Annotated in this window: 24 protein-coding genes and 1 tRNA gene; 10 read left to right on the forward strand and 15 right to left on the reverse strand. The window is 74.0% G+C overall.

The genetic code is table 11. The annotated features are described in order from the left end of the window. Nucleotides 1-109: 109 nt before the first annotated feature. The gene (locus tag CBZ_RS01970) at nucleotides 110-616 is read right to left on the reverse strand and encodes a thioredoxin family protein (protein ID WP_130779944.1); all 507 of its coding nucleotides are present in this window, start codon (nucleotides 614-616) and stop codon (nucleotides 110-112) included. A 3-nt stretch (nucleotides 617-619) separates the two neighbouring features. Then, the gene (locus CBZ_RS01975) at nucleotides 620-1,354 is read right to left on the reverse strand and encodes a hypothetical protein (RefSeq protein WP_130779945.1); all 735 of its coding nucleotides are present in this window, start codon (nucleotides 1,352-1,354) and stop codon (nucleotides 620-622) included. Between the two features lie 271 nt (nucleotides 1,355-1,625). Here CBZ_RS01975 and CBZ_RS01980 point away from each other — a divergent pair, with 271 nt between their 5' ends. From CBZ_RS01980 to CBZ_RS01990, 3 genes are all read left to right on the forward strand, one after another. Beyond that, nucleotides 1,626-2,354 (forward strand): winged helix-turn-helix transcriptional regulator, encoded by a 729-nt coding sequence (locus CBZ_RS01980; protein ID WP_130779946.1) that lies wholly within the window; start codon nucleotides 1,626-1,628, stop codon nucleotides 2,352-2,354. Nucleotides 2,355-2,447: 93 nt separating this feature from the next. Beyond that, nucleotides 2,448-3,722: a Na+/H+ antiporter NhaA gene (gene nhaA / locus CBZ_RS01985; RefSeq protein WP_130779947.1), complete on the forward strand. Its 1,275-nt coding sequence runs from the start codon at nucleotides 2,448-2,450 to the stop codon at nucleotides 3,720-3,722. An 11-nt stretch (nucleotides 3,723-3,733) separates the two neighbouring features. Continuing rightward, nucleotides 3,734-4,678, forward strand: a complete 945-nt coding sequence (locus CBZ_RS01990) for an alpha/beta fold hydrolase (RefSeq protein ID WP_130779948.1) — start codon at nucleotides 3,734-3,736, stop codon at nucleotides 4,676-4,678. Here the strand turns inward: CBZ_RS01990 and nth are convergent. Further along, entirely contained in the window at nucleotides 4,668-5,372 is a 705-nt protein-coding gene (nth, locus tag CBZ_RS01995) for an endonuclease III (protein WP_130779949.1), read from the reverse strand. The genes CBZ_RS01990 and nth overlap by 11 nt on opposite strands. 131 nt (nucleotides 5,373-5,503) lie before the next feature. On the opposite strand from nth, the gene CBZ_RS02000 reads away from it, so the two are divergent. Beyond that, complete coding sequence (locus CBZ_RS02000; protein WP_130779950.1) at nucleotides 5,504-5,917, forward strand: hypothetical protein; 414 nt, start codon at nucleotides 5,504-5,506, stop codon at nucleotides 5,915-5,917. Nucleotides 5,918-6,055: 138 nt separating this feature from the next. Next, nucleotides 6,056-6,733 carry a Crp/Fnr family transcriptional regulator gene (locus CBZ_RS02005; RefSeq protein ID WP_130779951.1) on the forward strand — a complete coding sequence of 226 codons (678 nt, stop codon included), beginning with the start codon at nucleotides 6,056-6,058 and terminating at the stop codon, nucleotides 6,731-6,733. 47 nt (nucleotides 6,734-6,780) lie between these two features. On the opposite strand, the gene CBZ_RS02010 is transcribed toward CBZ_RS02005, so the two are convergent. The 3 genes from CBZ_RS02010 to CBZ_RS02020 are packed head-to-tail and all read right to left on the reverse strand — an operon-like array spanning nucleotide 6,781 to nucleotide 7,808. Next, nucleotides 6,781-7,278 carry a RidA family protein gene (locus tag CBZ_RS02010; RefSeq protein WP_130779952.1) on the reverse strand — a complete coding sequence of 166 codons (498 nt, stop codon included), beginning with the start codon at nucleotides 7,276-7,278 and terminating at the stop codon, nucleotides 6,781-6,783. Continuing rightward, nucleotides 7,278-7,439, reverse strand: a complete 162-nt coding sequence (sp36, locus tag CBZ_RS02015; RefSeq protein ID WP_130779953.1) for a Sp36 family protein — start codon at nucleotides 7,437-7,439, stop codon at nucleotides 7,278-7,280. Before sp36 ends, CBZ_RS02010 begins: the two co-directional genes overlap by 1 nt. A gap of 45 nt (nucleotides 7,440-7,484) precedes the next feature. Then, a complete protein-coding gene (locus CBZ_RS02020; protein WP_130779954.1) occupies nucleotides 7,485-7,808 on the reverse strand; it encodes a WhiB family transcriptional regulator in 324 nt (107 codons plus the stop codon). A 266-nt stretch (nucleotides 7,809-8,074) separates the two neighbouring features. Here CBZ_RS02020 and CBZ_RS02025 point away from each other — a divergent pair, with 266 nt between their 5' ends. The 5 genes from CBZ_RS02025 to CBZ_RS02045 all read left to right on the forward strand — a co-directional run bounded on the left by CBZ_RS02025 (nucleotide 8,075) and on the right by CBZ_RS02045 (nucleotide 12,497). Then, nucleotides 8,075-10,537 (forward strand): penicillin-binding protein, encoded by a 2,463-nt coding sequence (locus CBZ_RS02025; protein WP_130779955.1) that lies wholly within the window; start codon nucleotides 8,075-8,077, stop codon nucleotides 10,535-10,537. Further along, nucleotides 10,534-11,484 (forward strand): metallophosphoesterase, encoded by a 951-nt coding sequence (locus CBZ_RS02030; protein WP_130779956.1) that lies wholly within the window; start codon nucleotides 10,534-10,536, stop codon nucleotides 11,482-11,484. The genes CBZ_RS02025 and CBZ_RS02030 overlap by 4 nt, the downstream gene beginning before the upstream one ends. Before the next feature lie 86 nt (nucleotides 11,485-11,570). Further along, a tRNA-Pro gene (locus CBZ_RS02035) sits at nucleotides 11,571-11,644 on the forward strand. 230 nt (nucleotides 11,645-11,874) lie between these two features. After that, nucleotides 11,875-12,099 carry a type II toxin-antitoxin system Phd/YefM family antitoxin gene (locus tag CBZ_RS02040; protein WP_130779957.1) on the forward strand — a complete coding sequence of 75 codons (225 nt, stop codon included), beginning with the start codon at nucleotides 11,875-11,877 and terminating at the stop codon, nucleotides 12,097-12,099. Then, nucleotides 12,090-12,497, forward strand: coding sequence for a type II toxin-antitoxin system VapC family toxin (locus CBZ_RS02045; RefSeq protein WP_307720740.1), 408 nt, complete (start codon nucleotides 12,090-12,092; stop codon nucleotides 12,495-12,497). The genes CBZ_RS02040 and CBZ_RS02045 overlap by 10 nt, the downstream gene beginning before the upstream one ends. 2 nt (nucleotides 12,498-12,499) lie before the next feature. On the opposite strand, the gene CBZ_RS02050 is transcribed toward CBZ_RS02045, so the two are convergent. The 9 genes from CBZ_RS02050 to CBZ_RS02090 form a co-directional block, all read right to left on the reverse strand. Continuing rightward, nucleotides 12,500-13,417, reverse strand: a complete 918-nt coding sequence (locus CBZ_RS02050; RefSeq protein WP_130779958.1) for a DUF4097 family beta strand repeat-containing protein — start codon at nucleotides 13,415-13,417, stop codon at nucleotides 12,500-12,502. Further along, nucleotides 13,414-14,172, reverse strand: a complete 759-nt coding sequence (locus CBZ_RS02055) for a LuxR C-terminal-related transcriptional regulator (RefSeq protein WP_130779959.1) — start codon at nucleotides 14,170-14,172, stop codon at nucleotides 13,414-13,416. Before CBZ_RS02055 ends, CBZ_RS02050 begins: the two co-directional genes overlap by 4 nt. Then, nucleotides 14,160-15,572: a sensor histidine kinase gene (locus CBZ_RS02060; RefSeq protein WP_130779960.1), complete on the reverse strand. Its 1,413-nt coding sequence runs from the start codon at nucleotides 15,570-15,572 to the stop codon at nucleotides 14,160-14,162. The genes CBZ_RS02055 and CBZ_RS02060 overlap by 13 nt, the downstream gene beginning before the upstream one ends. A 223-nt stretch (nucleotides 15,573-15,795) precedes the next feature. Next, on the reverse strand, nucleotides 15,796-19,071 hold the full coding sequence (locus CBZ_RS02065) for a glycoside hydrolase family 48 protein (RefSeq protein ID WP_130779961.1): 3,276 nt from the start codon (nucleotides 19,069-19,071) through the stop codon (nucleotides 15,796-15,798). A gap of 359 nt (nucleotides 19,072-19,430) precedes the next feature. Continuing rightward, nucleotides 19,431-20,267, reverse strand: a complete 837-nt coding sequence (locus CBZ_RS02070; RefSeq protein WP_130779962.1) for an ABC transporter permease — start codon at nucleotides 20,265-20,267, stop codon at nucleotides 19,431-19,433. Between the two features lie 3 nt (nucleotides 20,268-20,270). Continuing rightward, nucleotides 20,271-21,242, reverse strand: coding sequence for an ABC transporter ATP-binding protein (locus CBZ_RS02075; protein ID WP_130779963.1), 972 nt, complete (start codon nucleotides 21,240-21,242; stop codon nucleotides 20,271-20,273). A gap of 109 nt (nucleotides 21,243-21,351) precedes the next feature. After that, entirely contained in the window at nucleotides 21,352-22,113 is a 762-nt protein-coding gene (locus CBZ_RS02080; protein WP_130779964.1) for a hypothetical protein, read from the reverse strand. Then, nucleotides 22,110-23,021 (reverse strand): ABC transporter ATP-binding protein, encoded by a 912-nt coding sequence (locus tag CBZ_RS02085; protein ID WP_130779965.1) that lies wholly within the window; start codon nucleotides 23,019-23,021, stop codon nucleotides 22,110-22,112. Before CBZ_RS02085 ends, CBZ_RS02080 begins: the two co-directional genes overlap by 4 nt. Next, on the reverse strand, nucleotides 23,018-23,419 hold the full coding sequence (locus CBZ_RS02090) for a GntR family transcriptional regulator (RefSeq protein ID WP_130779966.1): 402 nt from the start codon (nucleotides 23,417-23,419) through the stop codon (nucleotides 23,018-23,020). The genes CBZ_RS02085 and CBZ_RS02090 overlap by 4 nt, the downstream gene beginning before the upstream one ends. Nucleotides 23,420-23,588 lie beyond the last annotated feature (169 nt).

The raw sequence follows: 23,588 nt of genomic DNA on the forward strand, positions 1-23,588 counted from the left end.
TGGGCGAGGCGCTCGGGGCGCAGCGGGGGCTGCGCAGGGCCGGGGCCGCCGGGCCGGGCCGGGCGGCTGCCGCCCGGACGGGCCGCGCACCGACGACCCGGGGTGGGCGTCAGCGCGGGGCGACCCCGCCGCGACAGGACTCGACGGTGTCGAGGGCGGCCAGAGCCTGCCGGCGGTCGGTCGCACCGGACATCCGGCCGACGACCGCTCCGCTCGCGTCGAGCAGCAGGACGGTGGGCGTGCGCATCACGTGGAAGCGTCGCACGAGGTCGAGGTGCTCCGCGACGTCCAGGTCGAGGTGCGAGACGCCGGGGTGCTCGGCCGCGACCGTCTGCAGGACCGCGTGGGTGCGTCGGCAGGGCGCGCACACCTCGCTCGACAGCTGGAGGAACGTGGCGCGCTCCCCCAGCGCCGCACCGAGGTCGTCGGCGGTGAGCCGGTCCGCGGAGGCGTCGTCGTCCAGGGCTGTCGTCGCGGCGTCGGACCCGTCCGTGCGCTCGGCGGCGGCGAGCACCGCGGGCGCGACGGGGGTGAAGCGGCCGTTGCGCGCACGCCACACGAACCCGAGGGCGGCGGCTGCGGCCAGCACGGCCAGGACGAGGAGGACGCGGTCCACGCGTCAGCCCACCAGCACGCGGCCGACGACGTACACGAGCAGCCCGGTGACGGTCACGGGCAGCGCGACGACGGCGAGCGCGGGGCGCGGGCGCTCGAGGGCGGGCATCCGGTCGAACAGCGCGTGCAGCGCGGCGACGAGCACACCGACGGCGACGCCGAGCAGACCGCCCGCGAGCGGGTCGAACTCGGGCAGCAGGAACCCGGCGAGGGCACCGGCCGCAGCGGCGCTCAGGGTCGTGACGACGACGCCGAGCCACGCGGGCAGGTGGATCGCGACGACGACGGACCCGACGGCGAGCGCGAGCGCCCCGGCGACGACGAGGGCCTCCCCCTCGGGGCCGCGGTCGATGGCGACCCAGCCGGTCGCGGCGACGGCGACGAGCGTCCCGGCGACCGTGCCCGACACGGACTCGACGAGCCGCACCCGGCCGTCACGGCGCAGGAGCTCGTTGACGAACGCCAGCACGATCGCGCCGGCGAACACGACGGGCAGCCCCTGGAGGTACGGCTGCTCGGCGGCGAAGGTGACGACGGCGACCGACCCGAGCCCGCCGAGCGCGACGACGACGGACGACCCCGGGCCGAACGGCAGACCGGCGAGGGCGGGCCAGCCGACGGCGAGGACGAGCACGAGGACGCCGCACACCCCGGCGAGCGGGAGGGGTCCGAGGTACCCGGCGACGGCGACGACGGCGGCGAGGACGGCCGTGAGGACGGCGCGTGTGGCGAGCTGCATGCGGGGGCTACCGCCCGGCCGTCGAGGACGTCAGCGGGGACACCCCGGGGGACGTCCGGGCGGACGTCGACGGGGCGTGGGGGCGGGTCGGCACGGCAGCGATTGTCGCAGACCTGCGTCCTCCGGCGGGGCGACCCGGTGCGCGTCCCGCGTCGTCCGGCGTCGCGACCCCGTGGTCGTCCCGCGTCGTCCGGCGGGGCGACCACGGGCACGGCGCTGCTCGTCGGCGCGGTACGGTGTGCAGCACTCGCACGCGGGGAGGAGGTTCCACGTGGCAGATCTGCTGCTGCTCACTCCCGCGTCCGGGGGCTCTGCTCAGGTGCTCCCGGCGCTCGGTCTGCTGTCGCACCGGGTCCGGGTGCTCCCTGTCGAACCGTCAGCACTGGTGGACGCCCCGGACGCGGACATCGTCGTGCTCGACGCACGTCGCGACCTGGTGACGGCACGCACGACGTGCCGGCTGCTGCGCGCGACGGGGCTCACGGTCCCGCTCGTGCTGGTCCTCACCGAGGGCGGCCTCACGGTCGTCACGGCCGAGTGGGGCGCGGACGACATCATCCTGGAGACGGCGAACCCGGCCGAGGTCGAGACCCGGTTCCGGCTCGTCATGGAGCGCGCGGCGACCGCGGGCTACGACGACGCCCCGCAGGAGATCTCGTCGGGCGAGCTGACGATCGACGCGGGCGGCTACACGGCCCGCCTGCGCGGCCGCCCGCTCGACCTCACGTACAAGGAGTTCGAGCTCCTCAAGTACCTCGTCCAGCACCCGGGTCGTGTCTTCACGCGCGCGCAGCTGCTGCAGGAGGTCTGGGGCTACGACTACTACGGGGGCACGCGCACGGTGGACGTCCACGTGCGTCGTCTGCGCGCGAAGCTCGGTCCCGAGCACGAGCAGCTCATCGGCACGGTCCGCAACGTGGGCTACCGGTTCGACCCGCCGAAGGACCGGCGCGCCGCCGCGGAGGACCGCAGCGACGTCCCGACGCCCGCGGACGCCTGACACCCGCCTCACCGCACGCGGCACCGCTACCCTGGACGGCGGTGCGCCGGGAAGTCTGGTCGGCAGTCCTGTCGTCGTGCCCGGAGGTCCGCCGTGCCCCGCCGTCCTGCCGCCCGCCTCTTCTCCGCGCTGACCCCCGGTGGTGAGCGCAACCTCGCGGACACGCTGCGCGAGGAGCGCGCGGGCGGGGTGCTGCTGCTGGTCGGCACGGTCGTCGCCCTGCTCTGGGCGAACCTGTGGCCGGCGGCGTACGACGCGGTGTCGACGACGGTCGTCGGCCCGGCCGCGCTGCACCTCGACCTCACGCTGTCGCAGTGGGCGACCGACGGCCTGCTCGCGGTGTTCTTCTTCGTCGTCGGGCTCGAGCTCAAGCGGGAGATCGTCGCGGGTGAGCTGCGCGACGTGCGACGTGCGGTCGTCCCGGTGGTCGCGGCGGTCGGCGGCATGCTCGTGCCCGCGGCGCTGTACCTCGCGGTCAACCTGCCGGCGGGCCGCGGGTCGCCGGAGGGCTGGGCGGTCCCGACCGCGACGGACATCGCGTTCGCGGTGTCGGTCCTGGCCATCGTGGGGCGCAGCCTGCCGAACTCGCTGCGCGCGTTCCTGCTGACGCTCGCGGTGGTCGACGACCTGCTCGCCATCGTCGTCATCGGCGTCTTCTACACGGACCACGTGGCGCTCGGGTGGCTCGCGGCGAGCCTCGCGACGGTCGGGGTGTTCGCGCTCGCGGTCGCACGGGGCCGGACGAGCGGGTGGCTCCTGCTGCCGCTGGCGGTCGCGGCGTGGGCCCTCATGCACGCGTCCGGGGTGCACGCGACGATCGCAGGGGTGCTGCTGGGCCTGGTCGTGCCGGCGACGACGGCCGCGACGCAGCGGGCGCTGCGCCTGCCCGAGGAGCCGGACGAGTCGCTCGCCGAGCGGTGGGAGCACCGGTGGCGCCCGGTCTCGGCCGGGTTCGCGGTGCCGGTCTTCGCGGTGTTCGCGGCGGGGGTCACGTTCGCCGCGGGGACGTTCGCGGCCGCGCTCGCGGACCCCGCGGCGCAGGGCGTCGCGCTCGGGCTGGTCGTCGGCAAGCCGCTCGGGATCCTCGCCGCGACGTGGCTCGTCGCCCGGTTCACGCGCGCGACGCTCGCGCCCGGGCTGGGCTGGGCGGACGTGCTGGCCGTCGGGCTGGTCGCCGGGATCGGCTTCACGGTGTCGCTGCTCGTCGGGGAGCTCGCGTTCGGTGCGGGCAGCGCGCACGACGAGCACGTCGTGGTCGCGGTGCTCGTCGGCTCGGCCCTCGCGGCGGCCGCCGGCGGTGCCGCGCTGTGGTGGCGCGACCGTCATCACGCGGCTGCCGCGCCGTCCGACCCGGCCCGTACCGGGTAGGTTCGGCTCCGATGAGCACCGTCGACTCCGCCACCCTCCTCGTCGAGGGGCCGTGGCGGCACCGGTTCGTCGCCGCGAACGGCGCCCGGTTCCACGTCGCCGTGTCCGGACCCGACGACCGCGACACGCCCCTCGTCGTGCTCCTGCACGGGATCCCGCAGTTCTGGTGGGCGTGGCGGCACCAGGTCCCCGCGCTCGCCGACGCCGGGTACCGGGTCGCGGCGATGGACGTGCGCGGCACGGGCGCCTCCGACAAGCCACCGCAGGGGTACGACGTCCCGACGCTCGCCGCGGACGTCGCGGGCGTCGTCCGTTCCCTGGGCGCGTCGCAGGCGGTCGTCGTCGGGAACGGCACGGGCGGCGAGATCGCGTGGGCGATGGCCGCGCTGCACCCGGACGTCGTCATGGCCGTCGCGGCGCTCGCCGCCCCGCACCCGCTCGACCTGCACGGACACCCGCGGGCCGCGCTGCGCCCCGCTGCGGTGCGCCGGCTGGCCTTCGCGCAGCTCCCGTCGTTCCCGGAGCGCGCGATGCAGCGCGGCGACCTGGTGCGCACCCTGCTCACCGAGTGGGGTGGCGCACCGGGCTGGCTCGACGCCGACGCCGAGCGCCGCTACCGCGAGGCCGCGCGCGTCCCGTTCGCCGCGCACAGCCAGATGGAGCAGCTGCGCTGGCTCGTGCGGTCGATGCCCCGCCCCGACGGCCGGCGCTACCACGCGGCCCTCGGCCGGACGCGCCCGCTGCCCGTGCTGCAGGTGCACGGCGGCCAGGACGGCCTGCGCCCGTCGTCGCACGCGGCGCTGTCGGCGTCGACCGCGCAGCTCGTCGGTCACCGCTACCGCTACGAGCTGGTCCCGACGGCCGGGCACTTCCTGCCCGACGAGGTGCCGGGCGTCGTCACCGACGTCCTGCTCGACTGGCTCGCGGAGACGGTCCCGGTCGCCGTCAGCCCTTGAGCATCGCCGTCGCGCGCACCGGGTCGTTCTCGCCGATGCCCGCCGACGGGCACCACGCCGCGACCGGGCACGCGCCGCACGCGGGACGACGGGCGAAGCACGTGCGACGACCGTGGAAGATCAGCCGGTGGCACGCCATGGTCCAGTCCTTGCGCGGCAGCAGCTCCCCGAGCTCGCGCTCGACGACCAGCGGGTCCTCGCTCGTCGTGTAGCCGAGCCGCAGCGACAGCCGCAGCACGTGCGTGTCGGTCGTGATGCCCGGGATGTCGAACGCGTTGCCCAGCACGACGTTGGCGGTCTTGCGGCCGACGCCCGGCAGGGTCACGAGGTCGGCGAGCCGGTGCGGCACGACGCCGCCGTACCGCTCGACCAGCGCCGCCGACAGCCCGGTCACCGACCGGGCCTTCGCACGGAAGAACCCCGTGGGCCGCAGGATCTCCTCGAGCTCGTCGGGGTCGGCCGCGGCGAGCGCGGCCGGGTCGGGGTAGCGGGCGAACAGCGTGGGCGTCGTGAGGTTGACGCGCACGTCGGTCGTCTGCGCCGACAGCACGGTCGCGACGAGCAGCTCGAACGGTGACGTGAAGTCCAGCTCGCACCGCGCGTCGGGGTACCGCACGGCCAGCGCCCGGTCGACGCGGCGGGCCCGGCGCGTGCGGGCCAGGGCGGTCTCGGCGGTGCCCGGCGCGACGCTCACGGAACGCAGCGTAGGCCGGGTCGCGGCGTCCCGCCCGAGCGCGTGACCTGGCAGAACTCACACGGATGCCGACTCAAGTCGGACGTCCCGGGCGCCGAAGCCCACGTGAGACCTCTGGAGGCAGTGGCGCGATGACACCCGTGACCGAGCAGCGTGTGCGCGACCTGCGACTCGACCGGCGCGCGCTGCGTGCGGAACGGGCGCGCGTCGGGTGGTGGCGCCGCCTCGTGCGTGCGCGCCTGGACCTCGCCGTCGCGCAGGTCGCCCGGCCGGCGACGCTCGGCGAGGACGTCGCGTTCCAGCTGCCGCTCGACGTGGGCGTCGACGTCCCCCGTCCCGGGGAGCTCGCCGCCGTCCTCACGGGCACCCCCGCCGCGGAGCTCGCGACGCTCGACGACCTGCGGGCCCTCGACGCGCAGCTCGCGCGCTACGAGGAAGGCGTCACGTCGGCCCTCTCCGACGCCACCGAACAGCTCATCACGCGCCTCGCGCTCGACCCCGAGGCCACCACCGCGTGCCTCCAGGAGCCCATCGGTCGGGGCTGAGGCCGTTGATGCGGCAAACTGTAGGTGCCGGCGCCGCTGACCTGCGGCCCCGGGATCGGTACCGCAGGAGCCCGACGGGCGCGCCGCGGTCGGAGGCCGGGTGACCCGCGGGTCGTGGCCGGGAAGGAAGGAGCCACGATGGAGGACGACATCGTTCTGGCGGCCCCGCTGTTCGCCGGGCTGGACGCCGAGACGTCCGGCACGCTCGTCGCGACCATGAAGCCGCTCCACCTGGTGCGCGGCGACACCCTGTTCCACGAGGGCGAGCCCGGCGACCGGCTGTACGTGGTGCGCGACGGGAAGATCAAGCTCGGGCGCCGCTCCAACGACGGGCGCGAGAACCTGCTGGCCGTCCTCGGCCCCGGCGAGATGTTCGGCGAGCTGTCGCTGTTCGACCCGGGCCCCCGCACCGCCACGGCGACCGTCGTCGCCGACGCGCAGGTCCTCGAGCTCGGCCACGGCGACCTCATCAAGTGGCTGCACGACAAGCCGTCGGTCGCGCAGCACCTGCTGCAGGCCCTCGCGCGGCGGCTGCGCCGCACCAACGAGGCCCTCGCGGACCTCGTGTTCTCCGACGTGCCCGGTCGTGTCGCGAAGGCGCTGCTCGACCTGTCGACGCGGTTCGGCGAGAAGGTCGACGAGGGCGTCCGCGTCGCGCACGACCTCACGCAGGAGGAGCTCGCGCAGCTTGTCGGCGCGTCGCGCGAGACCGTCAACAAGGCGCTGGCCGACTTCGCGGCGCGCGGCTGGGTGCGGCGCGAGGGCCGTGCGGTCGTGCTGCTCGACGTCGACCGGCTGGAGCGCCGGGCCCGCTGAGCGGTGTCGCCGGGCCGGTCGGTAGCGACCGGCCCCGGTCGGGCTGCTCAGGCGAGCAGCTCGACCACCAGCTCGACCTCGACGGGCGAGTCCAGCGGCAGGACCGCGACGCCGACCGCCGACCGGGCGTGCACGCCCGCGTCGCCGAGGACCTCGTGCAGGAGCAGGCTCGCGCCGTTGACGACCGCGGGCTGACCCGTGAACGACGGGTCGCTCGCGACGAACCCGACGACCTTGACGACCCGGCCCACCCGGTCCAGCGCGTCCGCGCCCGAAGGTCCGCCCTCGGACTCGACCAGCGCCGCGACGGCGGCCAGCGCGTTGAGCGCGGCGGTCCGGGCGAGCGCGGTGGCGTCCTGCGGCGTGACCAGCCCGGGGCCGTCGCCGACCTTGCCGGTCGCGGGCAGGGACCCGGCGACGAACGGCAGCTGGCCGGACGTCCACACGTGGTCGCCGCTGCGGACCGCGGGCACGTACGCCGCGACGGGCGCCGCCACCGTGGGCAGCTGGAGGCCGAGCGCGTCGAGGCGCGCGGCGGCGCCCATCAGGACTGCTTGGGGCGCTTGAGGTAGGCGACCAGGCCCTGGTCGGGACCCTGGATCACCTGGACGAGCTCCCAGCCGTCCGCTCCCCACTGGTCGAGGATCGCCTTGGTGGCGTGGATGATGAGGGGGATCGTCGCGTACTCCCACTGCTGCGTGGCCATGCGCCCACCCTAGCCGTGGGTCGCAGGCAGGTCATGCAAGCGCTCTCACCGGACCGTCAGAGGAGCGGGCAGGGCGACCTGGAGGGCGGCCGGCTCGTTGCCGACGAGCTCCGACCACCAGGAGCGCACGTCGGGCCGGCGGCGCAGCAGCGCGCGGCGCTCACGCTCGGTCATGCCGCCCCACACGCCGAAGTCCATGCGGTTGTCGAGCGCGTCGGCGAGGCACTCCAGCCGCACGGGGCACCCCGTGCACACGGTCCGGGCCTCGCGCTGCGCGGCTCCCTCGACGAACAGCGCGTCGGGTGAGAGCTTGCCCGTGCCGCAGGCGGCGATCGCGGTCCAGTGCGCGTCCTGCGTGACGGTTGCCACTCACCCTCCCTCGACGACGGACGGGTGCCGCGGGCACCCGTGTCCTGCCGGGAAACTAGCGGGTCACGTGCTCGTCTGGCGAGACTCCTTTCGGGTCATTTCGACAGATGGACGTCTGACCACCTCCTGCTGGACACCCGCGGACACTGTCCGGACCTCGCACGCCTGCGTGCGAGCCCCCGGGGCATGTGCAGGTCCGGTGCAGGTCGACGGGCCCGGCACGCGTCGGCGACGACCCGGACAGGTGCCCCGACTACCCTGTCGGCATGCCTCATCCTCCGCGCGCGCGCGGCCGCCAGGTCAACGTCTTCCAGGCTCTCGCCCTGCTGCTGTCGTTCGTCCTGGTCGCCGGTGTCGGCGGCGTGCTCGCCGCCGGGCTCGTCCTGCCCGGCGTCGCCGTCGCCAACACCGTCACCGACATGTCCGTGACCGCCTTCGACGAGCTCCCCACCGAGCTCGAGCAGAAGGCGCTGCCCGAGAAGTCGGTGATCCTCGCCGCCGACGGCACGCTGCTCGCGACGTTCTTCGAGCAGAACCGCGTCGTCGTGCCGCTGTCGGGGATCTCGATCCACCTGCAGCACGCCGTGGTCGCCGTCGAGGACAAGCGCTTCTACCAGCACGCGGGCGTCGACCCGACGGGCATGCTGCGCGCCGCCGTGAAGAACCTCATCGGCGAGGACGGCGAGGGCCAGGAGGGCGCGTCGACGCTCACGCAGCAGTACGTGAAGAACGTGCTCATCGAGGCCGCCGAGGCCGAGGAGGACCCCGTCAAGCGCAAGGCCGCCCTCAAGGCGGCCAAGGGCGCGGAGGGCCCCGAGGGGTACGCGCGCAAGCTCCGCGAGGCCAAGCTCGCCATCACGCTCGAGAAGCAGATGACGAAGGACGAGATCCTCGAGAAGTACCTCAACATCGCGCAGTTCGGGGCGTCGTCGCTGTACGGCGCCGAGTCGGCCGCGCAGTTCTACTTCAGCAAGCCCGCGAGCGACCTCACGCCCGGCGAGGCGGCCACGATCGCGGGCATCACGCAGAGCCCCGGCAAGTGGGACCCGACGCGCGACCCGGCCGCGTCCGAGCAGCGTCGCAACGTCATCCTGCGGCTCATGCAGGCGCAGGGGTACATCACCGTCGAGGAGGCCGACGCGGCCATCGCGGTGCCTCTCGCGGACACCCTGCGCGTCCAGCCGCTCAAGCAGGGCTGCATGTCCGCCGGTGACGTCGTCGCCGGGTCCGGCTACTTCTGCGACTACGTCACCAAGGTCATCCGCACCGACCCGACGTTCGGCGAGACCCTCCGGGACCGCATCGACCGGCTGTACCGCGGCGGCCTGACCATCACGACCACGCTGGACCCGCGCGAGCAGACGATCGCCGACACCGAGGTGAAGAACGGCATCCCCGTCGACGACCCGGAGGGCGTCGCGAGCGCGATCGTCTCCGTCGAGCCGAACAGCGGCAAGATCACGGCGATGGCGCAGAACCGCACGTACACCGCGGTGAGCGAGCACGGCGACCGCGAGACGTCCGTCAACTTCAACGCCGACAACGCCTACGGCAGCGCGTCCGGCTTCCCGCCGGGCTCGACGTTCAAGCCGTTCACCCTGCTCGAGTGGCTCAAGCAGGGGCACAGCCTGCAGGAGACGATCGACGGCCGGAAGCGGCCGCTCAACGAGAACATGTTCACCGCGTGCGGCACCCGCGGGAAGAACTCCTCGTGGACGCCCGGCAACGCCGAGGGCGACGGCGGCGTCATGTCGGTCCTCGACGCGACGCGGAACTCCGTCAACTCGGCGTACCTCGCGATGGGCACGCAGCTCGACCTCTGCAACATCATGAAGGGCGCCGCCGAGCTCGGCGTGCACAAGGCCGGCGGTCTCGCCGGCAACGGCGACTTCGACTCGTTCCCGTCCAACATCATCGGCGTCAACTCGGTCGCGCCGCTGACGATGGCAGCCGCGTTCGCGACGTTCGCGTCGGGCGGCACCTACTGCGCGCCGATCGCGATCACGAGCGTCATGGACGCGGACGGCCAGCCGCTGCCCGTCCCCAGCGCGAACTGCCACAACGCCATCGAGCCGCGGATCGCCAACGCGATGAACTACGCGCTCAGCAACGTGTGGAACGGCACCGCGAAGTCCGTCGGCGCACCCGGCTTCCCCTCCGCGGGCAAGACCGGCACGACGAGCGAGAACGAGCACACCTGGTTCGTCGGGTACACGACGCTGCGCTCCACCGCCGTGTGGGTCGGCTTCCCCGACGGCATGCGCCCCGTGCAGGACAAGACGATCAACGGGAAGTTCTACCGGAACGTCTACGGGTCCTCGATCGCGGCGCCGACGTGGAAGCGGTACATGGAGCAGACCCTCGCGGGCGTCTCCGTCCCGGGCTTCGCGCCGGCCGCCGACAAGGAGATCTTCGGGGAGCGGGTCGGCGTGCCCGGCGTCCTCGGGATGTCCGAGGCCGACGCCCGCAAGGCCCTCACGGACCGCGGCTTCCGGGTGACGATGAACGGCTCCCAGGTGCCGTCCACGTACCCCGCGGGCAGCGTCGCGGAGCAGAACCCGTCCGGCACCGCGGTGCGCGGGTCCGTCATCACGCTCACCCTGTCGAACGGCCAGCCGCCCGCCGGGCCGCTGCCGGGCCTGCCCGGGTTCCCCGGGCAGAACGACGGCGGGAACGGCGGCGGAAACGGTGGCGGGAACGGCGGCGGCAACGGCGGCGGGCGACCGTGACGTCCGCCGGCCCGACCTCGGCGGGTCGCGCGCTCGGCGCGCTGGCGCTCGCCGGGGCCGGCGCCCTCGCGTGGTCGCTCGTCGAGGCGCAGTGGTACGCGCTGCGCGAGGTCACCGTGCCCGTGCTCCCCGCCGGCCAGGAGCCGCTGCGGATCCTGCACCTGTCGGACCTGCACCTCACGCCCGGCCAGCGCCGCAAGGTCGACTGGGTGCGGGACCTCGCGTCGCTCGACCCGCACCTGGTCGTCGACACGGGTGACAACTGGGCGCACCTCGACGCCATGCCTGCCCTGCTCGACGCCCTCGAGCCGCACCTGGCCCGACCGGGGGCGTTCGTCCTCGGCTCGAACGACTACTTCGCGCCGCGCGCGAAGAACCCGGCGCGCTACCTGCTGCCCGACGCCCGCGGCCCGCACCCCGAGCGTCCCGTCGAGCTGCCGTGGCGCGAGCTCGTCGCACGGTTCAGCGCGGCCGGGTGGGTCGACCTCACGAACCGGCGCGACGTCCTCAAGGTCGACGGCCGCGTCCTGTCGCTCGTCGGCACCGACGACGCGCACCTCGACCGCGACCGGTTCCCCGCCGGGGGCCGCGACGACGACGCCCGCACGGGACCCGTCCCCGTCGACCTGCACCTGGGCGTCACGCACGCCCCCTACCGGCGGGTCCTCGACGCGATGCACGCCGACGACGTCGACCTGGCCATCGCGGGCCACACGCACGGCGGCCAGCTCGCCGTGCCCCTGTGGGGCGCGCTCGTCACGAACTGCGACCTCGACGCGCGGCGTGCCAAGGGCCTGCACGGCTGGCCCGGCCCGCGCCCCGACCGTCCCGGCGGCGCCGGGTCAGGCTGGCTGCACGTGTCCGCCGGCCTGGGCACGTCCCCGTACGCGCCGGTGCGCTTCGCGTGCCGGCCCGAGGCGACGCTGCTCACCCTCGTCGCACCGTGACCGCGGGGCGCTGACGGCGCCCTGGCCTGCGGACCGGATCCGGTTTCGTCGGACGGGCACCCGTCGGCTATCCTTACGGGGCTCCACGGGGTGTGGCGCAGCTTGGTAGCGCGCTTCGTTCGGGACGAAGAGGTCGTGGGTTCGAATCCCGCCACCCCGACAGTGTGGAAGGCCCTCTGGTCAGCGAGTCCGCTCGCGCCAGGGGGCCTTTCGCTTGCCCGCAGCGTCATCGCGTCCCGGCCTCGGGTGACCAGTGGCGCTGCGTTCGCGGGCGCGAGCCGTGCGGCACGGGCGACTCGTGCCACGCCTCGGCGCACTCTCGACGCCACCGGCAAGGCTCGTGGACCGACACCTGGTCCAAGTGGTCTGGTCCAGGTAGACTAACGCGCCGTGGACACCATCGTGAACGTGCAGGACGCCAAAGCGCGTCTGTCTGCCTTGCTCGCCGAGGCCGAGCTGGGCGGAGTCGTGAAGATCGCCCGCGCCGGTGTCCCCGCCGTCCAGCTCGTCCCGCTCGGGGCCGCGCCGCGTGAGTTCGGGATCATGGACCTTCCCCCCACGCCGAGCTCCTTCTTCGAGCCGATGAGCGAGGACGAGCTGGCGGCGTGGGAGTGAGCCGGGCCTACCTGCTCGACACGCACGTCGTCCTGTGGCTGCTCGCCGAGCCGGGCACCGTCGACCCGGCCGCTCGCGCCGTCCTCGCCGACCCGACCAGCACGCTGGTCGTGTCGGCGGCGTCGGCGATGGAGGTCGCGACGAAGGTCCGGCTCGGCAAGCTCCCCGTCGAGTACACGGCGCTCGTCCAGGCATGGGAGCAGCGGGTGCGCGACCTGCGGGCCACCGAGCTGCCGATCAGCGCGCAGCACGCGGTCCTCGCAGGCTCGCTGGCCTGGGACCACCGCGACCCGTTCGACCGGTTCCTGGCCGCGCAGGCGATCGTCGAGAACGTCACCCTGGTCACCCGCGACGCGGCGCTCACCGCGTTTCCCCAGGTCGCGACGATCCACGCCTAGCGTCAGCGCGGCCCCAGGTAGGACACGTTGCCGTCGGACGTGCGGATGAAGACCGTGCGGGACGCGGACGGGTCGGTGGGGGCGTCGACGGTCTGGCGGCCGTTCGACGTCGAGATCGTCAGGGCGACGGGCTCGCCCGTGCCGAACACGGTCACGTGGCCGTTGCTCGTCACGGCCTCGACGTCGCCGTCCACGCCCGACACCTCGACGCTGCCGTCGCTGGTGCGCACGCGGGCGTCGCCGCCGACGTCGCCGACCTGCACACCGCCGTTGCTCGTCACCGCGTCGAGGTGCCCGCCGACGCCGTTGACGTCGATGCGGCCGTCGCTGGTGCGGGCCTCGACGGCGCCGCTGACGTCGTCCACGAGGATGCCGCCGTTGCTGGTGCGCAGCCGGACGTCGCCGTCGACGTGCGTGACCTCGATGCGGCCGTCGGACGTCTGCAGGTCGAGGGGGCCGACGAGACCGGCCGCGTGGACCCGTCCGTTGGACGAGCGGACGACGACCTCGGTCCCCTCGGGCACCTGCACGTCGAGCGAGCCGGAGCAGACGCCGAACCACGACCCGCAGGTGTTCCGCACGACGAGCCGGTCGCCGCCCTCGGCGACCTCGTACACGGGCGAGGTCCAGCCGCTGCGCTGCGTGCGGTCGACCTGGATCTCGCCGGCGTCGCCGGGGGTGATGCCGACACGGCCGTCGGCGACGAGCTCGACCACGGGGGCCGCGTCGTAGGTGGCGGACGCGTACTCGGTGCTGCTCTTCGCGAGGTCGACGACCTGTGCGGCGCCCCACAGGAGAGAGACGGCGCCGATGATGCCGCCGGTCCACAGCAGGCCGCGGGCGAGAGGTGTGCGGGTCGCCTCGGGTGCGGGCGGCGGGGTCGCGGGGCGGGCGGGCTTGTCGAGCGTGGGCGTGGTCATGCGCGTGCTCCGTTCGTGGGGCCGGCGGGACCGCGGCCGGTGGCGACACCGGTCGCCGGGGTCACCGGCGGGGACTGGGCGGCGGGGCCGTGCTGCAGCCAGCGCAGGACGGCGAGGACGCGACGGTGGTCGTCGGCGTCCGGGGGCAGGCCGAGCTTCGTGAGGATCGAGGTGACGTGCTTCTCGACGGCCGGGAGGCCGACGACGAGGCGTTCCGCGATGGCGGTGTTGGAGCGCCCCTCGGCCATGAGGCCGAGGACGTCGCGCTCGCGCGGGGTGAGGGTCTCGAGCCCGGTGCTGCGGGTGCGGGCGAGGATCTGGGCCACCACCTCGGGGTCGATGACGGTGCCGCCCGACGCGACGCGACCGAGGGCGTCCAGGAACTCGTCGACGTCGGCGACGCGGTCCTTCAGGACGTACCCGAGGCCGCGGACGTCGCCCGCGAACAGCTCGACGGCGTACCGCTGCTCGACGTACTGCGAGAGCACGAGGATCGGCAGGCGGCGGTGCAGGCTGCGCAGGTGGACGGCGGCCCGCAGGCCCTCGTCGGTGTGCGTCGGGGGCATCCGGACGTCGGTGACGACGACGTCGGGCAGGTCGGCAGCGCCGCTGGCGCCTGCCGTGCCCGCCGGCCCGAGGGCGGCGACGAGCTCGTCAGCCGTGGAGTACCCGGTGACGTCGTGCCCCTCCGCCACGAGCAGGCGGGTCAGGCCGTCCCGGAGGAGGACGGAGTCCTCCGCGATCACGATGCGCACGGCACCTCCACGGTGAGCCGGGTCCCGCCACCGGCGGGGCTGTCGAGGTCGAACGTGCCGTCGAGGGCGGCGACACGGCTGCGCAGCCCGTCGAGGCCGCTGCCGGGCGAGGCGGTCGCGCCGCCCTTGCCGTCGTCGGCGACGACGACCCGCAGGGCGGGCCCGGTGGGCCGGTCGACGACGGTGGCCTCCACGAGGACGGCCTGGGCGCCCGCGTGCTTGGTGACGTTGGTGAGGGCCTCGGCGACGACGAAGTACGCGGCGGCCTGCGCCCCGGCGCCCGCGAGGGCGAGGGTCGTCGGCTGCGGCACGTCGACGGTCACGGCGATCGGCGCCCGGGCGGCGAGGGCCGACAGGGCGGCGTCGAGGCCGCGGTCGGTGAGGACGGCGGGGTGGATGCCGCGGACCAGGTCGCGCAGCTCGGCGAGGGTCTCCTTGACCTCCCGGTGCGCGTGGTCGAGGGCGGCGGTGGCGGTCTCCGGATCGCGGGCGGCGTGCCGCTTGGCGACGCCGAGCTCGACGCCGAGGGCGACGAGTCGCTGCTGGGCGCCGTCGTGCAGGTCGCGCTCGATGCGGCGACGCTCCTCGTCGGCGGCGCCGACGGCCGCGGTCCGGGTCTCGCGCAGGTGCTCCGCGCGGGTCTCGGCACGGTCGGCGGCGTGCTGCGCGGCGTCCGCGGCGGCCCGGGCCTCGAGCAGGGCCTCTGACTGCGCGGTCTGGCCGAGCAGCGCCCGGGCCAGCCGGACCAGGACGAGCGACGTGCCCTGAGCGGCGAGCGCGGCGAGCCACAGCAGCGCCACGCCGCCGAGCACGGAGACGACCACGACGAGCGGCCACGACAGTCCGAACCAGTCGTCGACGACGGACCCGCGGCCGTACGCCGGGAAGGCCACGGCCGCGATGCCGGCGCCGCCGAGTCCGAAGGCGACGCCGTAGCCGAGCGTCGTGACGCCCATCGCGGCGACGGCGTCGACCTGGTGCGCCCACAGGCGCCCGTCGGCGAGCACCGCGCGCCACGTCGACCAGCGCCACCAACCCGGCTTCGCGGACCGGCGGTACGTCGGGGCGGGCACGACGACACCGGTCTGCGCGGCGAGGCGGGCCCGCTCGGCACGGGCGAACCAGCGCCCGGCGACGAGTCCGCCCACGAGCATCGGGAGCCCGACGCCGAACACGGGGACCAGGGCGATCGACGTCAGCGTCCACGTGAGCGCGAGGATCCCGACGGTCAGCAGCCACGGCCAGCCGATCGCGAGCTGCGCGACGGCGCGCCACGTCGCGGCCGACGCCGGTGCCGTGAACAGCCCGTGGCTCGACGTGAACCCGGGGGTGACGACGTCGACGTCCCGCGGCGTGTCCGGCGGGCTGCCCGGCTGGGGCGGTGCGGTCTGGGTGGCCATGTCGTCGAACCTAGGCCGCAGGGGGTGCGCCCCGACACCACGCCCACCCCCGAGGTCGGGGTAGGGACAACCCGACCCCGGCCTGCGCGGACGCCGTGCCGACGCCGTGCCGACGCGTGCGGACGCCCTGCCGACGCCGGCGGACGCGCCGAGGCCGGCCCGGTCGTGCTCCGGGCCGGCCTCGGTGTGGTGCTGGTCGATCAGGTGGTGCGGTTCAGCGCGCTCAGCTGCACGCCGCGCCGTTGAGCGTGAACGCCGTCGGGTTCGGGTTCTGGCCCGTGTGGGAGCCGTTGAAGCCGATGTCGACGCTCTGGCCGGGTGCCAGCGAGCCGTTCCACGCCGCGTTGGTCGCCGTCACGGTCGTCCCGGACTGCGCCCAGGTGGCGCTCCAGCCCTGCTGCACCTTCTGGCCGGCCGAGAAGTCGAAGCCGAGGCTCCAGCTGCTCAGCGCGGTCGTGCCGGTGTTGGTGACCTTCACCGAGGCGGTGAAGCCCGTGTTCCAGCTGCTGGCGTTGTACGTGACCTTGCAGGAGCCGCCCGTCTGCGGCGACTTCGTCGTGACCGACAGGGCGCTGGACGCGGCGGACACGTTGCCCGCGTTGTCCTTGGCCTGGACGGTGTACGAGTAGGCCGTCGCCGCCGTCAGGCCGCTGTCCGTGTAGGTGGCCGTCGTCGACGAGCCGACCTTCGTGGTGCCGCGGTAGACGTCGTAGCCCGCGAGGCCCGAGCCACCGGTGTCGGTGGACGCGTTCCACGTGAGCGTCACGCTCGTCTCGCCGACCGTCGTCGCGACGAGGCCCGCCGGGACGCTCGGGGCGATGGTGTCGACGACCGTGTCCGCCTTGGTGGTGACCGAGACGGCCGTGGACGCGGCCGACACGTTGCCGGCGACGTCGCGCGCCCGGACCGTGTACGAGTACGCGGTCGAGGCCGTGAGGCCGGTGTCCGTGAAGGTCAGGCCCGTGGTCTGGCCGACGCGGGTGTTGCCGCGGTACACGTCGTACCCGGCGAGGCCGGAGCCGCCCGTGTTGTCGGTCGACGCCGACCAGCCGAGGGTCACGCTGTTCACCGTGCTGCTGCTCGACGTGATCGTCGGGACGCTGGGCGCGGTGGTGTCGGACGGCGTGGCCTTCGTCGTGACGGACAGCGCCGAGGACGCCGCCGAGACGTTGCCGGCCGCGTCGAACGCCCGGACGGTGTACGAGTACGCCGTGGAGGCGGTCAGGCCGGTGTCCGTGAAGGACGTGCCGGTCGAGACGGTGCCGACCTTGGTGGTGCCGCGGTAGACGTCGTAGCCGGCGACCCGGGTGTCGTCCGTCGAGGCGGTCCAGGAGATCGTCGCCTCGGTCGAGGTGACGGCGCCCGCCTGCAGGCCGGTCGGGACCGACGGCGCCGTGGTGTCGGGCGTCGTCGTGCCGTCCTCGAAGAGGCGCGCGTAGTCGCCGAGCGCACCGGCGACGGCCGTCTGGGCCCAGAACCGGTGGTAGCGGAACTGCGGGTCGGCGCCGCCGTCGAGCGCGGCCTGGACCTTGGCCCACTGCGGGTCGTTCTTGTAGAAGCTGCGGATGTCGAGGAAGGAGACACCGGGCTTGATGACGTCGCCGTTGGGCATCGTGCCGGTCCAGCCGGACGGGATGTAGATGCCGTCACCGTTGGCGACGTACTTGTCGTCGAACCGCTTGTAGTCGCCCCGGGTCTCGACCGTGGACACGCCCAGCGGGTCCTGGTTGTTGGCCCAGATGGCGTCGAGGAGCGCCTTCGCCTTGTCGCGGGACGCGGTGTCGCCGGACTTGGCGGCGTAGAAGAGCAGCGCGCGGGCGGTGTCGGCGGCGACGCCGACGTCCTGGCCGTAGCCGGTCACCTCGACCGTGAGGCCGGGGTTGCCCGTGGGCGACGCGGCGTTCCAGGTGTCGGGCTTGCCGGTCCACTTGAGCTCGCTCGGGACCTTCCAGTTGGCGCCGTCGGTCGAGATGTTCGCGACGACCCACGGGACCCACTTGTCGAGGATCTTCTTCGCCTGGGCGTTGCCCGACGCGTAGTAGAGCTCGACGACGCGCTGCACGCCCCACGCCTGCATGCCGAACCAGCGGTTCGACGGCGGGTCGACGTAGACGGGCGCCTCGGTGTAGCCCATGCCGTAGAACGTGGGCGTGCCGGCCGGGGGCTGCGCGTAGGCGCCGTCCCAGCTGTTGGTGGCGCCACCGGCGATGCCGCCGTTGGAGGCCTGCAGCCACGTGTAGAACTCGAGCTGGCGCTGCAGGGAGTTGGCCCAGTCGGTCTTGGCCGTGGCGGACTTCGGCGTCAGGCGGGGGTCCGTCGAGAGCGCCCACGCGGCGAGCGGGTTCTGGTACCCGAAGTGCGCGTGCGACGAGCCGATGCGCCAGGCCCAGCCGGCGTTGGTGTCGGTCGCCCCACCCCAGGCCATGTACCAGGACAGCAGGTAGTGCGCGCTGTCCTTGCCGGTGCCGGCGGCGCAGGTCGGCGAGGTGCAGCCGATCTTCTTGAAGTACTTGTCGAACAGGGTGTACCGCAGGTAGTCGCCCATCTTGGCGGCCTTGGTGACGAGCCCGGCGACGTCGGCCGCCTTGCCCTGCTCGGTCGCCCAGACGTTGGCCCAGTAGATCGCCTCGACGGCGCGGGCGTCGGCGTCGGACGCCGAGGTGTACTTCCACTGCTTGGCGTAGGACGCGTCGCCGGTGAACAGGTCGAGGAACCCGTTCTTGCCGCCGTACTTGAACTCCTCGCACGACGGCTGCGGGACGGTCTCCCAGACCGACTCCTGCGGGCCGCGCTGGAAGGTGTTGATGAAGGACGTGCCGGTCGCGGTCGGGCCGAGCTGGCAGCCGGCGCCGGGGGTGACGCCGAAGCCGTAGACGTTGTCGACGTCCGCGAGCCAGTGCATCTGGTAGATGTCCGAGGTGCCGTACGTGCTCTTGAGCTCGTTGGCGATGGGGTCGACGCCGACCGAGTTGCCGCTGTTGAGCTGCGAGGGGTACTGGCTCGGGTGGTTGTACTCGTTGGCGTAGGTCGCGGGCTTCGCGGGGTTGTAGAAGGAGTTCGTGGGCTGATCCACCGTCTGGGGGATCATGTACTTCTCCATCGTGTCCCAGGCGTGGTTGAGCGGCGCCCAGTCCTGGGTGACCTGCCCGTAGAGGGCCTCGAGCCACAGCCAGTAGGAGTAGGCCTCGGACGTCGTCTCGTGGCCGTAGTCGGGGGCCTCGACCATGAGGGTCTCGACGGCGTGGTACGGGATGCCCTGGGCGCTGAAGTACCCGTTGGCGGGGTCCTTGATCTTGTCGTACTGCGTGAGGAACCGCTGCGCGTACTCGCCGTCGACGGCGGCGCGCAGCGGGGAGGCCGCGGGGACGGTGACCGTGGCGGGCTGGCCCGTCCCGGCCGCGGCGATCGCGGGGGTGATCCCGGCGACCGCCAAGAACGACGAGACGCCTACGGTGGCTACTGCCACCCAGGCGGATCGCCGGCGGGTCGTTGACGACATCGTCCGTACCTTTCTGGTGTGCGGGCGAGCCCTCGCGGCGTCGCGGGGGCGTGCCCACCGGGTCCCGTGCGGGCACGCGCGGGACGGTGGTGGAGGTGCACGAAGGTCCGGTCCGGCGGGCACCGCGGGCTCCGCGACGATGCGGGCGTCCGGGGACACGTCGGGCAGGACGGGGCCAACCCTCGTGACTCCCCCTTGACCAGTCCAGAGTCCTAAACCTTTCGGGTGGGAGCGTGACCACTGGCCCCGCTGGCCAGGCCGCGGGGCCGGCCCGGCGCACGGCCGCCCGCACGACGACGGCCCGCCGGGGACCTCCCCCCGACGGGCCGTCGCGCTCCCCCTCCCGGAGCGTCAGGCGGTCACGACCAGCGGAACAGCCGCGCCGCGAGCGGGACGCCGAGCACCGCCCACGCGGCCATCGCGAGCAGCTCGACCGTCGGCAGCGGCTGGCCGAACCACGCCGCGGTCATCGCCTGCGACGCGGCCCCCAGCGGCGTGAACTGGGCGATGTCCTGCACCACCTGCGGCATGATCGGCAGCGGCAGCCACACCCCCGCGAAGAACAGCGACAGGAAGTACACGGTCGCCCCGATGCCGTTCGCCGACGGCCCCGTCGGCGCGACCGCCGCGATGAGCGAGCCCACCGCGAACGCCGACAGCACCGACAGGACGAACGCGCCCACGAGCAGCAGCGGCTGCTCCGGCAGGTCCACGCCGACGACCACGACGCCGAGCAGCAGCGCCAGGACCGCCGCGACGAGCAGCGCCGCGAGGTTCACCGCGACCTGCGCCACGAGCACGCGCGTCGGGGGCAGCGGCGTCGTCGACAGCCGGCGCAGCACCCCGCGCTGCCGGTACGTCGCGAGGGTCGTCGGGAACGTCGTGAACGCCACCGTGCCGACCGCGAGCGCCAGCACGATCGGGGTGTAGCCGGTGATCGCGGTGAACTGGGACAGGATCGGGTCGTCGGCGTCGTAGGGCTCGTCCGCCCAGGGCATCACGAGGCCCAGGACGGTGAGCAGCAGCGCCGGGAACAGGACCGCGAAGAACGCGTTCGACGGGTCGCGCAGGAACAGCTTCCCCTCGGTGAGCGTGAGGCGGCGCAGCGCGCGGACGCCCGACGCGGAGCCGGTCCGGGCCGCGGGACGCGCCGGGGCGGCGGTCGTGGTGCTCGTGGTGCGCGTGGTCGTGGGCATCGGTCAGGCCTTCCGGTTCGTGGCGCGACGTGCGGCCTTCGCCGCGTGGACGTCCGGTCCGGCGTCGGCGGACGCGCGACCGGTGAGGGCGACGAACGCGTCCTCGAGGGAGCCCTGCTCCAGGTGCAGACCGAGCGGGCGGATGCCGTGGCCGTGCAGCGCGACGAGCACGTCCTGCACGACGTTGTCGGTGCCGTGCACCTCGATCGTGCCGTCGCGGTCGGTGACGCCGGTGACCGTCGCGGTGCGGTCGAGCAGGGCGGGCGGCAGAGGTGCCGACGGGCGGAACCGCAGCACCTGGCCGGCCGACGCACGGGCCGCGAGCTCGGCGGGCGTGCCCGTCGCGACGACCCGGCCGGCGTCGATGAGCGCGATCCGGTCGCAGAGCCGCTCCGCCTCCTCCATGAGGTGCGTGACCAGCACGATCGTCACGCCGCGCTGCCGGATCGCCTCCACGACGGACCACGTCTCGCGGCGGGCCAGCGGGTCGAGGCCCGTCGTGAGCTCGTCGAGGATCGCGACCTCGGGGTTGCCGACCAGGGCGAGCGCGACCGACAGCCGCTGCTTCTGGCCGCCCGACAGCTTCTGGTACTGGGTGCCGGCCTTCTCGGCCAGGCCCAGGTCGGCGATGAGCGACGCCGGGTCGGCGGGGTCGGAGTAGAACGCCGCGTACAGGTCGAGCGCCTCGCGGACCGTGATCCGGCCCGGCATCTCGCTCTCCTGCAGCTGCAGGCCGACGCGCTCGTGCAGGCGACGGGCGTCGCGGCGCGGGTCGAGCCCGAGGACGCGGACGTCGCCGGCGTCGGCGTGCCGCAGCCCGCCGACGATCTCGACGGTGGTGGTCTTGCCGGCGCCGTTGCGGCCGAGGACGCCGAAGATCTCGCCGGGCATGACCTGCAGGCTGACGTCCTGGACGGCCACGGTGCTGCCGTAGGTCTTGCGCAGGTGCTCGACCTCGATGACGGGGGTGGGCATGGTGCTCCTCCTGGGTCGGACTGGGCTGGATGAGGGTGCGAGGTGCCGCGGGAGCGGCTCGGAGCCGTCCCGTGGGGACGTGCGGGTGGGTGCTGGGTGGGTGCTGCGGTCAGCTCGTGCGGACCGGGACGTCGGCCCCGCGCACCAGCCGGTCGAAGACGAACGCCATGAGCGCGGCCAGGACGAGGCTCGCCGCGACGGCCAGGGGCACCGAGACGCCCCGCCCGCCGAACCAGCTCTCGGTCGCGACCGGCCCGGCGTCGGCCGAGAAGAAGGCCGAGACGAGCAGGATCGGGCCGACGGTCAGCGGGAGCGTGATGGTCCCCCACCAGCCGCCGCCGCGCAGGTAGGCGATGCCGACCAGCAGGCCGGACAGGTACGCCACGAAGTACGTGAGGAAGGACGCGGGGACGAAGGTCTCCGGGCCGGCCCCGGCGGACAGGTCGTCGAAGAACCGCCACTGCCAGCCGGCGGCCTCGAACACCGCACGCTCGGCGAGCAGCAGCAGCGAGAACACCGTCCCGTAGATCACCGCGGTGACCGCGGCGGCCACGACCGCGCCCAGCGCGAGGCTGCGCCGGGTCAGGCCGGTCGCGACGTGGATCGGCAGGTAGGTGGCCGAGACGATGATGAACACCGAGAACGGGAACCAGATCGCCCCCTGGCGGGCGAAGGCGAAGACGCTGTTGTGCAGCTCGCCGACGTTGGCGACGACGACGGTCGCGCCCACGACGACGACGACCGCGATGCCCCAGAACCACACCGCGAGGTAGATCGCGGTGCGCAGCAGCCAGCGCGCGGTCAGCCACACCTGGTTCTCGGCGTAGCCCGTCCCGGCCTTCGCCGGGAGGGCGGGGGTCGCGGCGGTCATCGGGACTCCTGCGGGGTGAGGGCGTCGGCGGGTTCGCCGGCGGCGCGGTCGGTGAGGTGGACGAACAGGTCCTGCAGGCCGACGGCGCCGAGCTCCAGGCCCGCGGCGCGGGCACGCTGGGCGTCGTCGGACGCGGTGCCGATGACGGTGGCCTGCGCGGTGCGGCCGAGGACCTGCCGGGCGACGACGCGGCGGCCGACGACGAACGCGTCGACGGCGTCGGCCGGGCCGGTGACGGTCAGGCCCTGCTCGCGCAGGGTCGTCGCGTCGTCGGCGGCCAGGACACGGCCCTTGTCGATGACGACGACGTCCTCGAGCAGCCGCTCGACCTCGCCGATGAGGTGGCTCGACAGGACGATCGTGCGCGGGTGCTCGATCCAGTCGGCGAGCAGCGCGTCGTAGAACGCGTACCGCGCGGGGGCGTCCATGCCGAGGTGCACCTCGTCGAGCAGAGTGAGCGGGGCGCGGGTCGCGATGCCGACGACGACGCCGAACGCCGAGCGCTGGCCGCGGCTCATCCGGTCGGGGCGCTTGTCGGGGTCGAGCTCGAACCGGTCGAGCAGCGCCTCGGCGGCGGTCCGGTCGAAGTGCGGCCGACGGTCCGCGAGGAAGGAGAGGTTCTCCTTGATGGCCTCGTCGAGGACGACGTCGCCGCTCTCCCGGACGAGGCACGTGCCGCCCATGGTGCGCGGGTTCTCCCACGGGTCCTCGCCGTCGACGAGGACCGTGCCGCCGGTGCGGCGGCGGAACGCGGCGAGCACCGACAGGAACGTCGTCTTGCCGGAGCCGTTGCGGCCGAGCAGGCCCGTGATGGCGCCGGGCCGGATCTCGAACGACACCGCGTCGAGCGCGGTGGTCGAGCCGTAGCGGGCGGTGAGGTCGCGGACCTCGACGGCGAAGCCGGTCATCGGGCACCTGCCTGGGGGGTGTCGGTGCTGCGCTGCGGCGCGGTGGCGGCGCGCGCGCGGAGTCGGGCGACGACCTCGTCGACGTCGATGCCGAGCAGGCGGGCCTGCTCGAGCATCGGGTCGACGACGTCGGCGAAGAACGAGTCGCGACGCTCGGCGCGCAGCTTCTCGCGGGCGCCGGGGGCGACGAACATGCCGACGCCGCGCCGCTTGTAGAGGACGCCCTCGTCGACGAGCTCACCGAACGCCTTGGCGGCGGTGGCCGGGTTGATGCGGAAGGTCGTCGCGTACTGCGTGGTGGACATGACCTGCTCCTCGGCCTCGAGGGCGCCGCTGAGGACGTCCTGACGGATCTGGTCGGCGATCTGGACGTACAGGGGTTCACGGCCGTCGAACACGCGGCGCCTCCTGTCGTCGTGAGGTTCTGTGGTTCATTACTCGACTAATGAACCACAGAACCCGCCGTGGCCGCAAGGGATCCGACCGGACCGGAGGCGGGAAGTCGTCGGCGGGTGCGACGGTTGCGTCAGGTGGCGGCGCCGGTCGGCCCCGCGGACGACGACGACG

The sequence above is a fragment of the Cellulomonas biazotea genome (genome assembly GCF_004306155.1).
Classification (GTDB): Bacteria; Actinomycetota; Actinomycetes; order Actinomycetales; family Cellulomonadaceae; genus Cellulomonas; species Cellulomonas biazotea.

Coding starts and splice junctions, on each gene's coding strand:
- CBZ_RS02085 (WP_130779965.1), bottom strand. CDS start 23,021: ATGACCGGCTTCGCCGTCGAGGTCCGCGACCTCACCGCCCGCTACGGC.
- CBZ_RS01990 (WP_130779948.1), top strand. CDS start 3,734: ATGAGCACCGTCGACTCCGCCACCCTCCTCGTCGAGGGGCCGTGGCGG.
- sp36 (WP_130779953.1), bottom strand. CDS start 7,439: ATGGCCACGCAGCAGTGGGAGTACGCGACGATCCCCCTCATCATCCAC.
- CBZ_RS01975 (WP_130779945.1), bottom strand. CDS start 1,354: ATGCAGCTCGCCACACGCGCCGTCCTCACGGCCGTCCTCGCCGCCGTC.
- CBZ_RS02025 (WP_130779955.1), top strand. CDS start 8,075: ATGCCTCATCCTCCGCGCGCGCGCGGCCGCCAGGTCAACGTCTTCCAG.
- CBZ_RS02075 (WP_130779963.1), bottom strand. CDS start 21,242: ATGCCCACCCCCGTCATCGAGGTCGAGCACCTGCGCAAGACCTACGGC.
- CBZ_RS02070 (WP_130779962.1), bottom strand. CDS start 20,267: ATGCCCACGACCACGCGCACCACGAGCACCACGACCGCCGCCCCGGCG.
- CBZ_RS02065 (WP_130779961.1), bottom strand. CDS start 19,071: ATGTCGTCAACGACCCGCCGGCGATCCGCCTGGGTGGCAGTAGCCACC.
- CBZ_RS02010 (WP_130779952.1), bottom strand. CDS start 7,278: ATGGGCGCCGCCGCGCGCCTCGACGCGCTCGGCCTCCAGCTGCCCACG.
- CBZ_RS02060 (WP_130779960.1), bottom strand. CDS start 15,572: ATGGCCACCCAGACCGCACCGCCCCAGCCGGGCAGCCCGCCGGACACG.
- CBZ_RS02000 (WP_130779950.1), top strand. CDS start 5,504: ATGACACCCGTGACCGAGCAGCGTGTGCGCGACCTGCGACTCGACCGG.
- CBZ_RS02005 (WP_130779951.1), top strand. CDS start 6,056: ATGGAGGACGACATCGTTCTGGCGGCCCCGCTGTTCGCCGGGCTGGAC.
- CBZ_RS02050 (WP_130779958.1), bottom strand. CDS start 13,417: ATGACCACGCCCACGCTCGACAAGCCCGCCCGCCCCGCGACCCCGCCG.
- CBZ_RS02080 (WP_130779964.1), bottom strand. CDS start 22,113: ATGACCGCCGCGACCCCCGCCCTCCCGGCGAAGGCCGGGACGGGCTAC.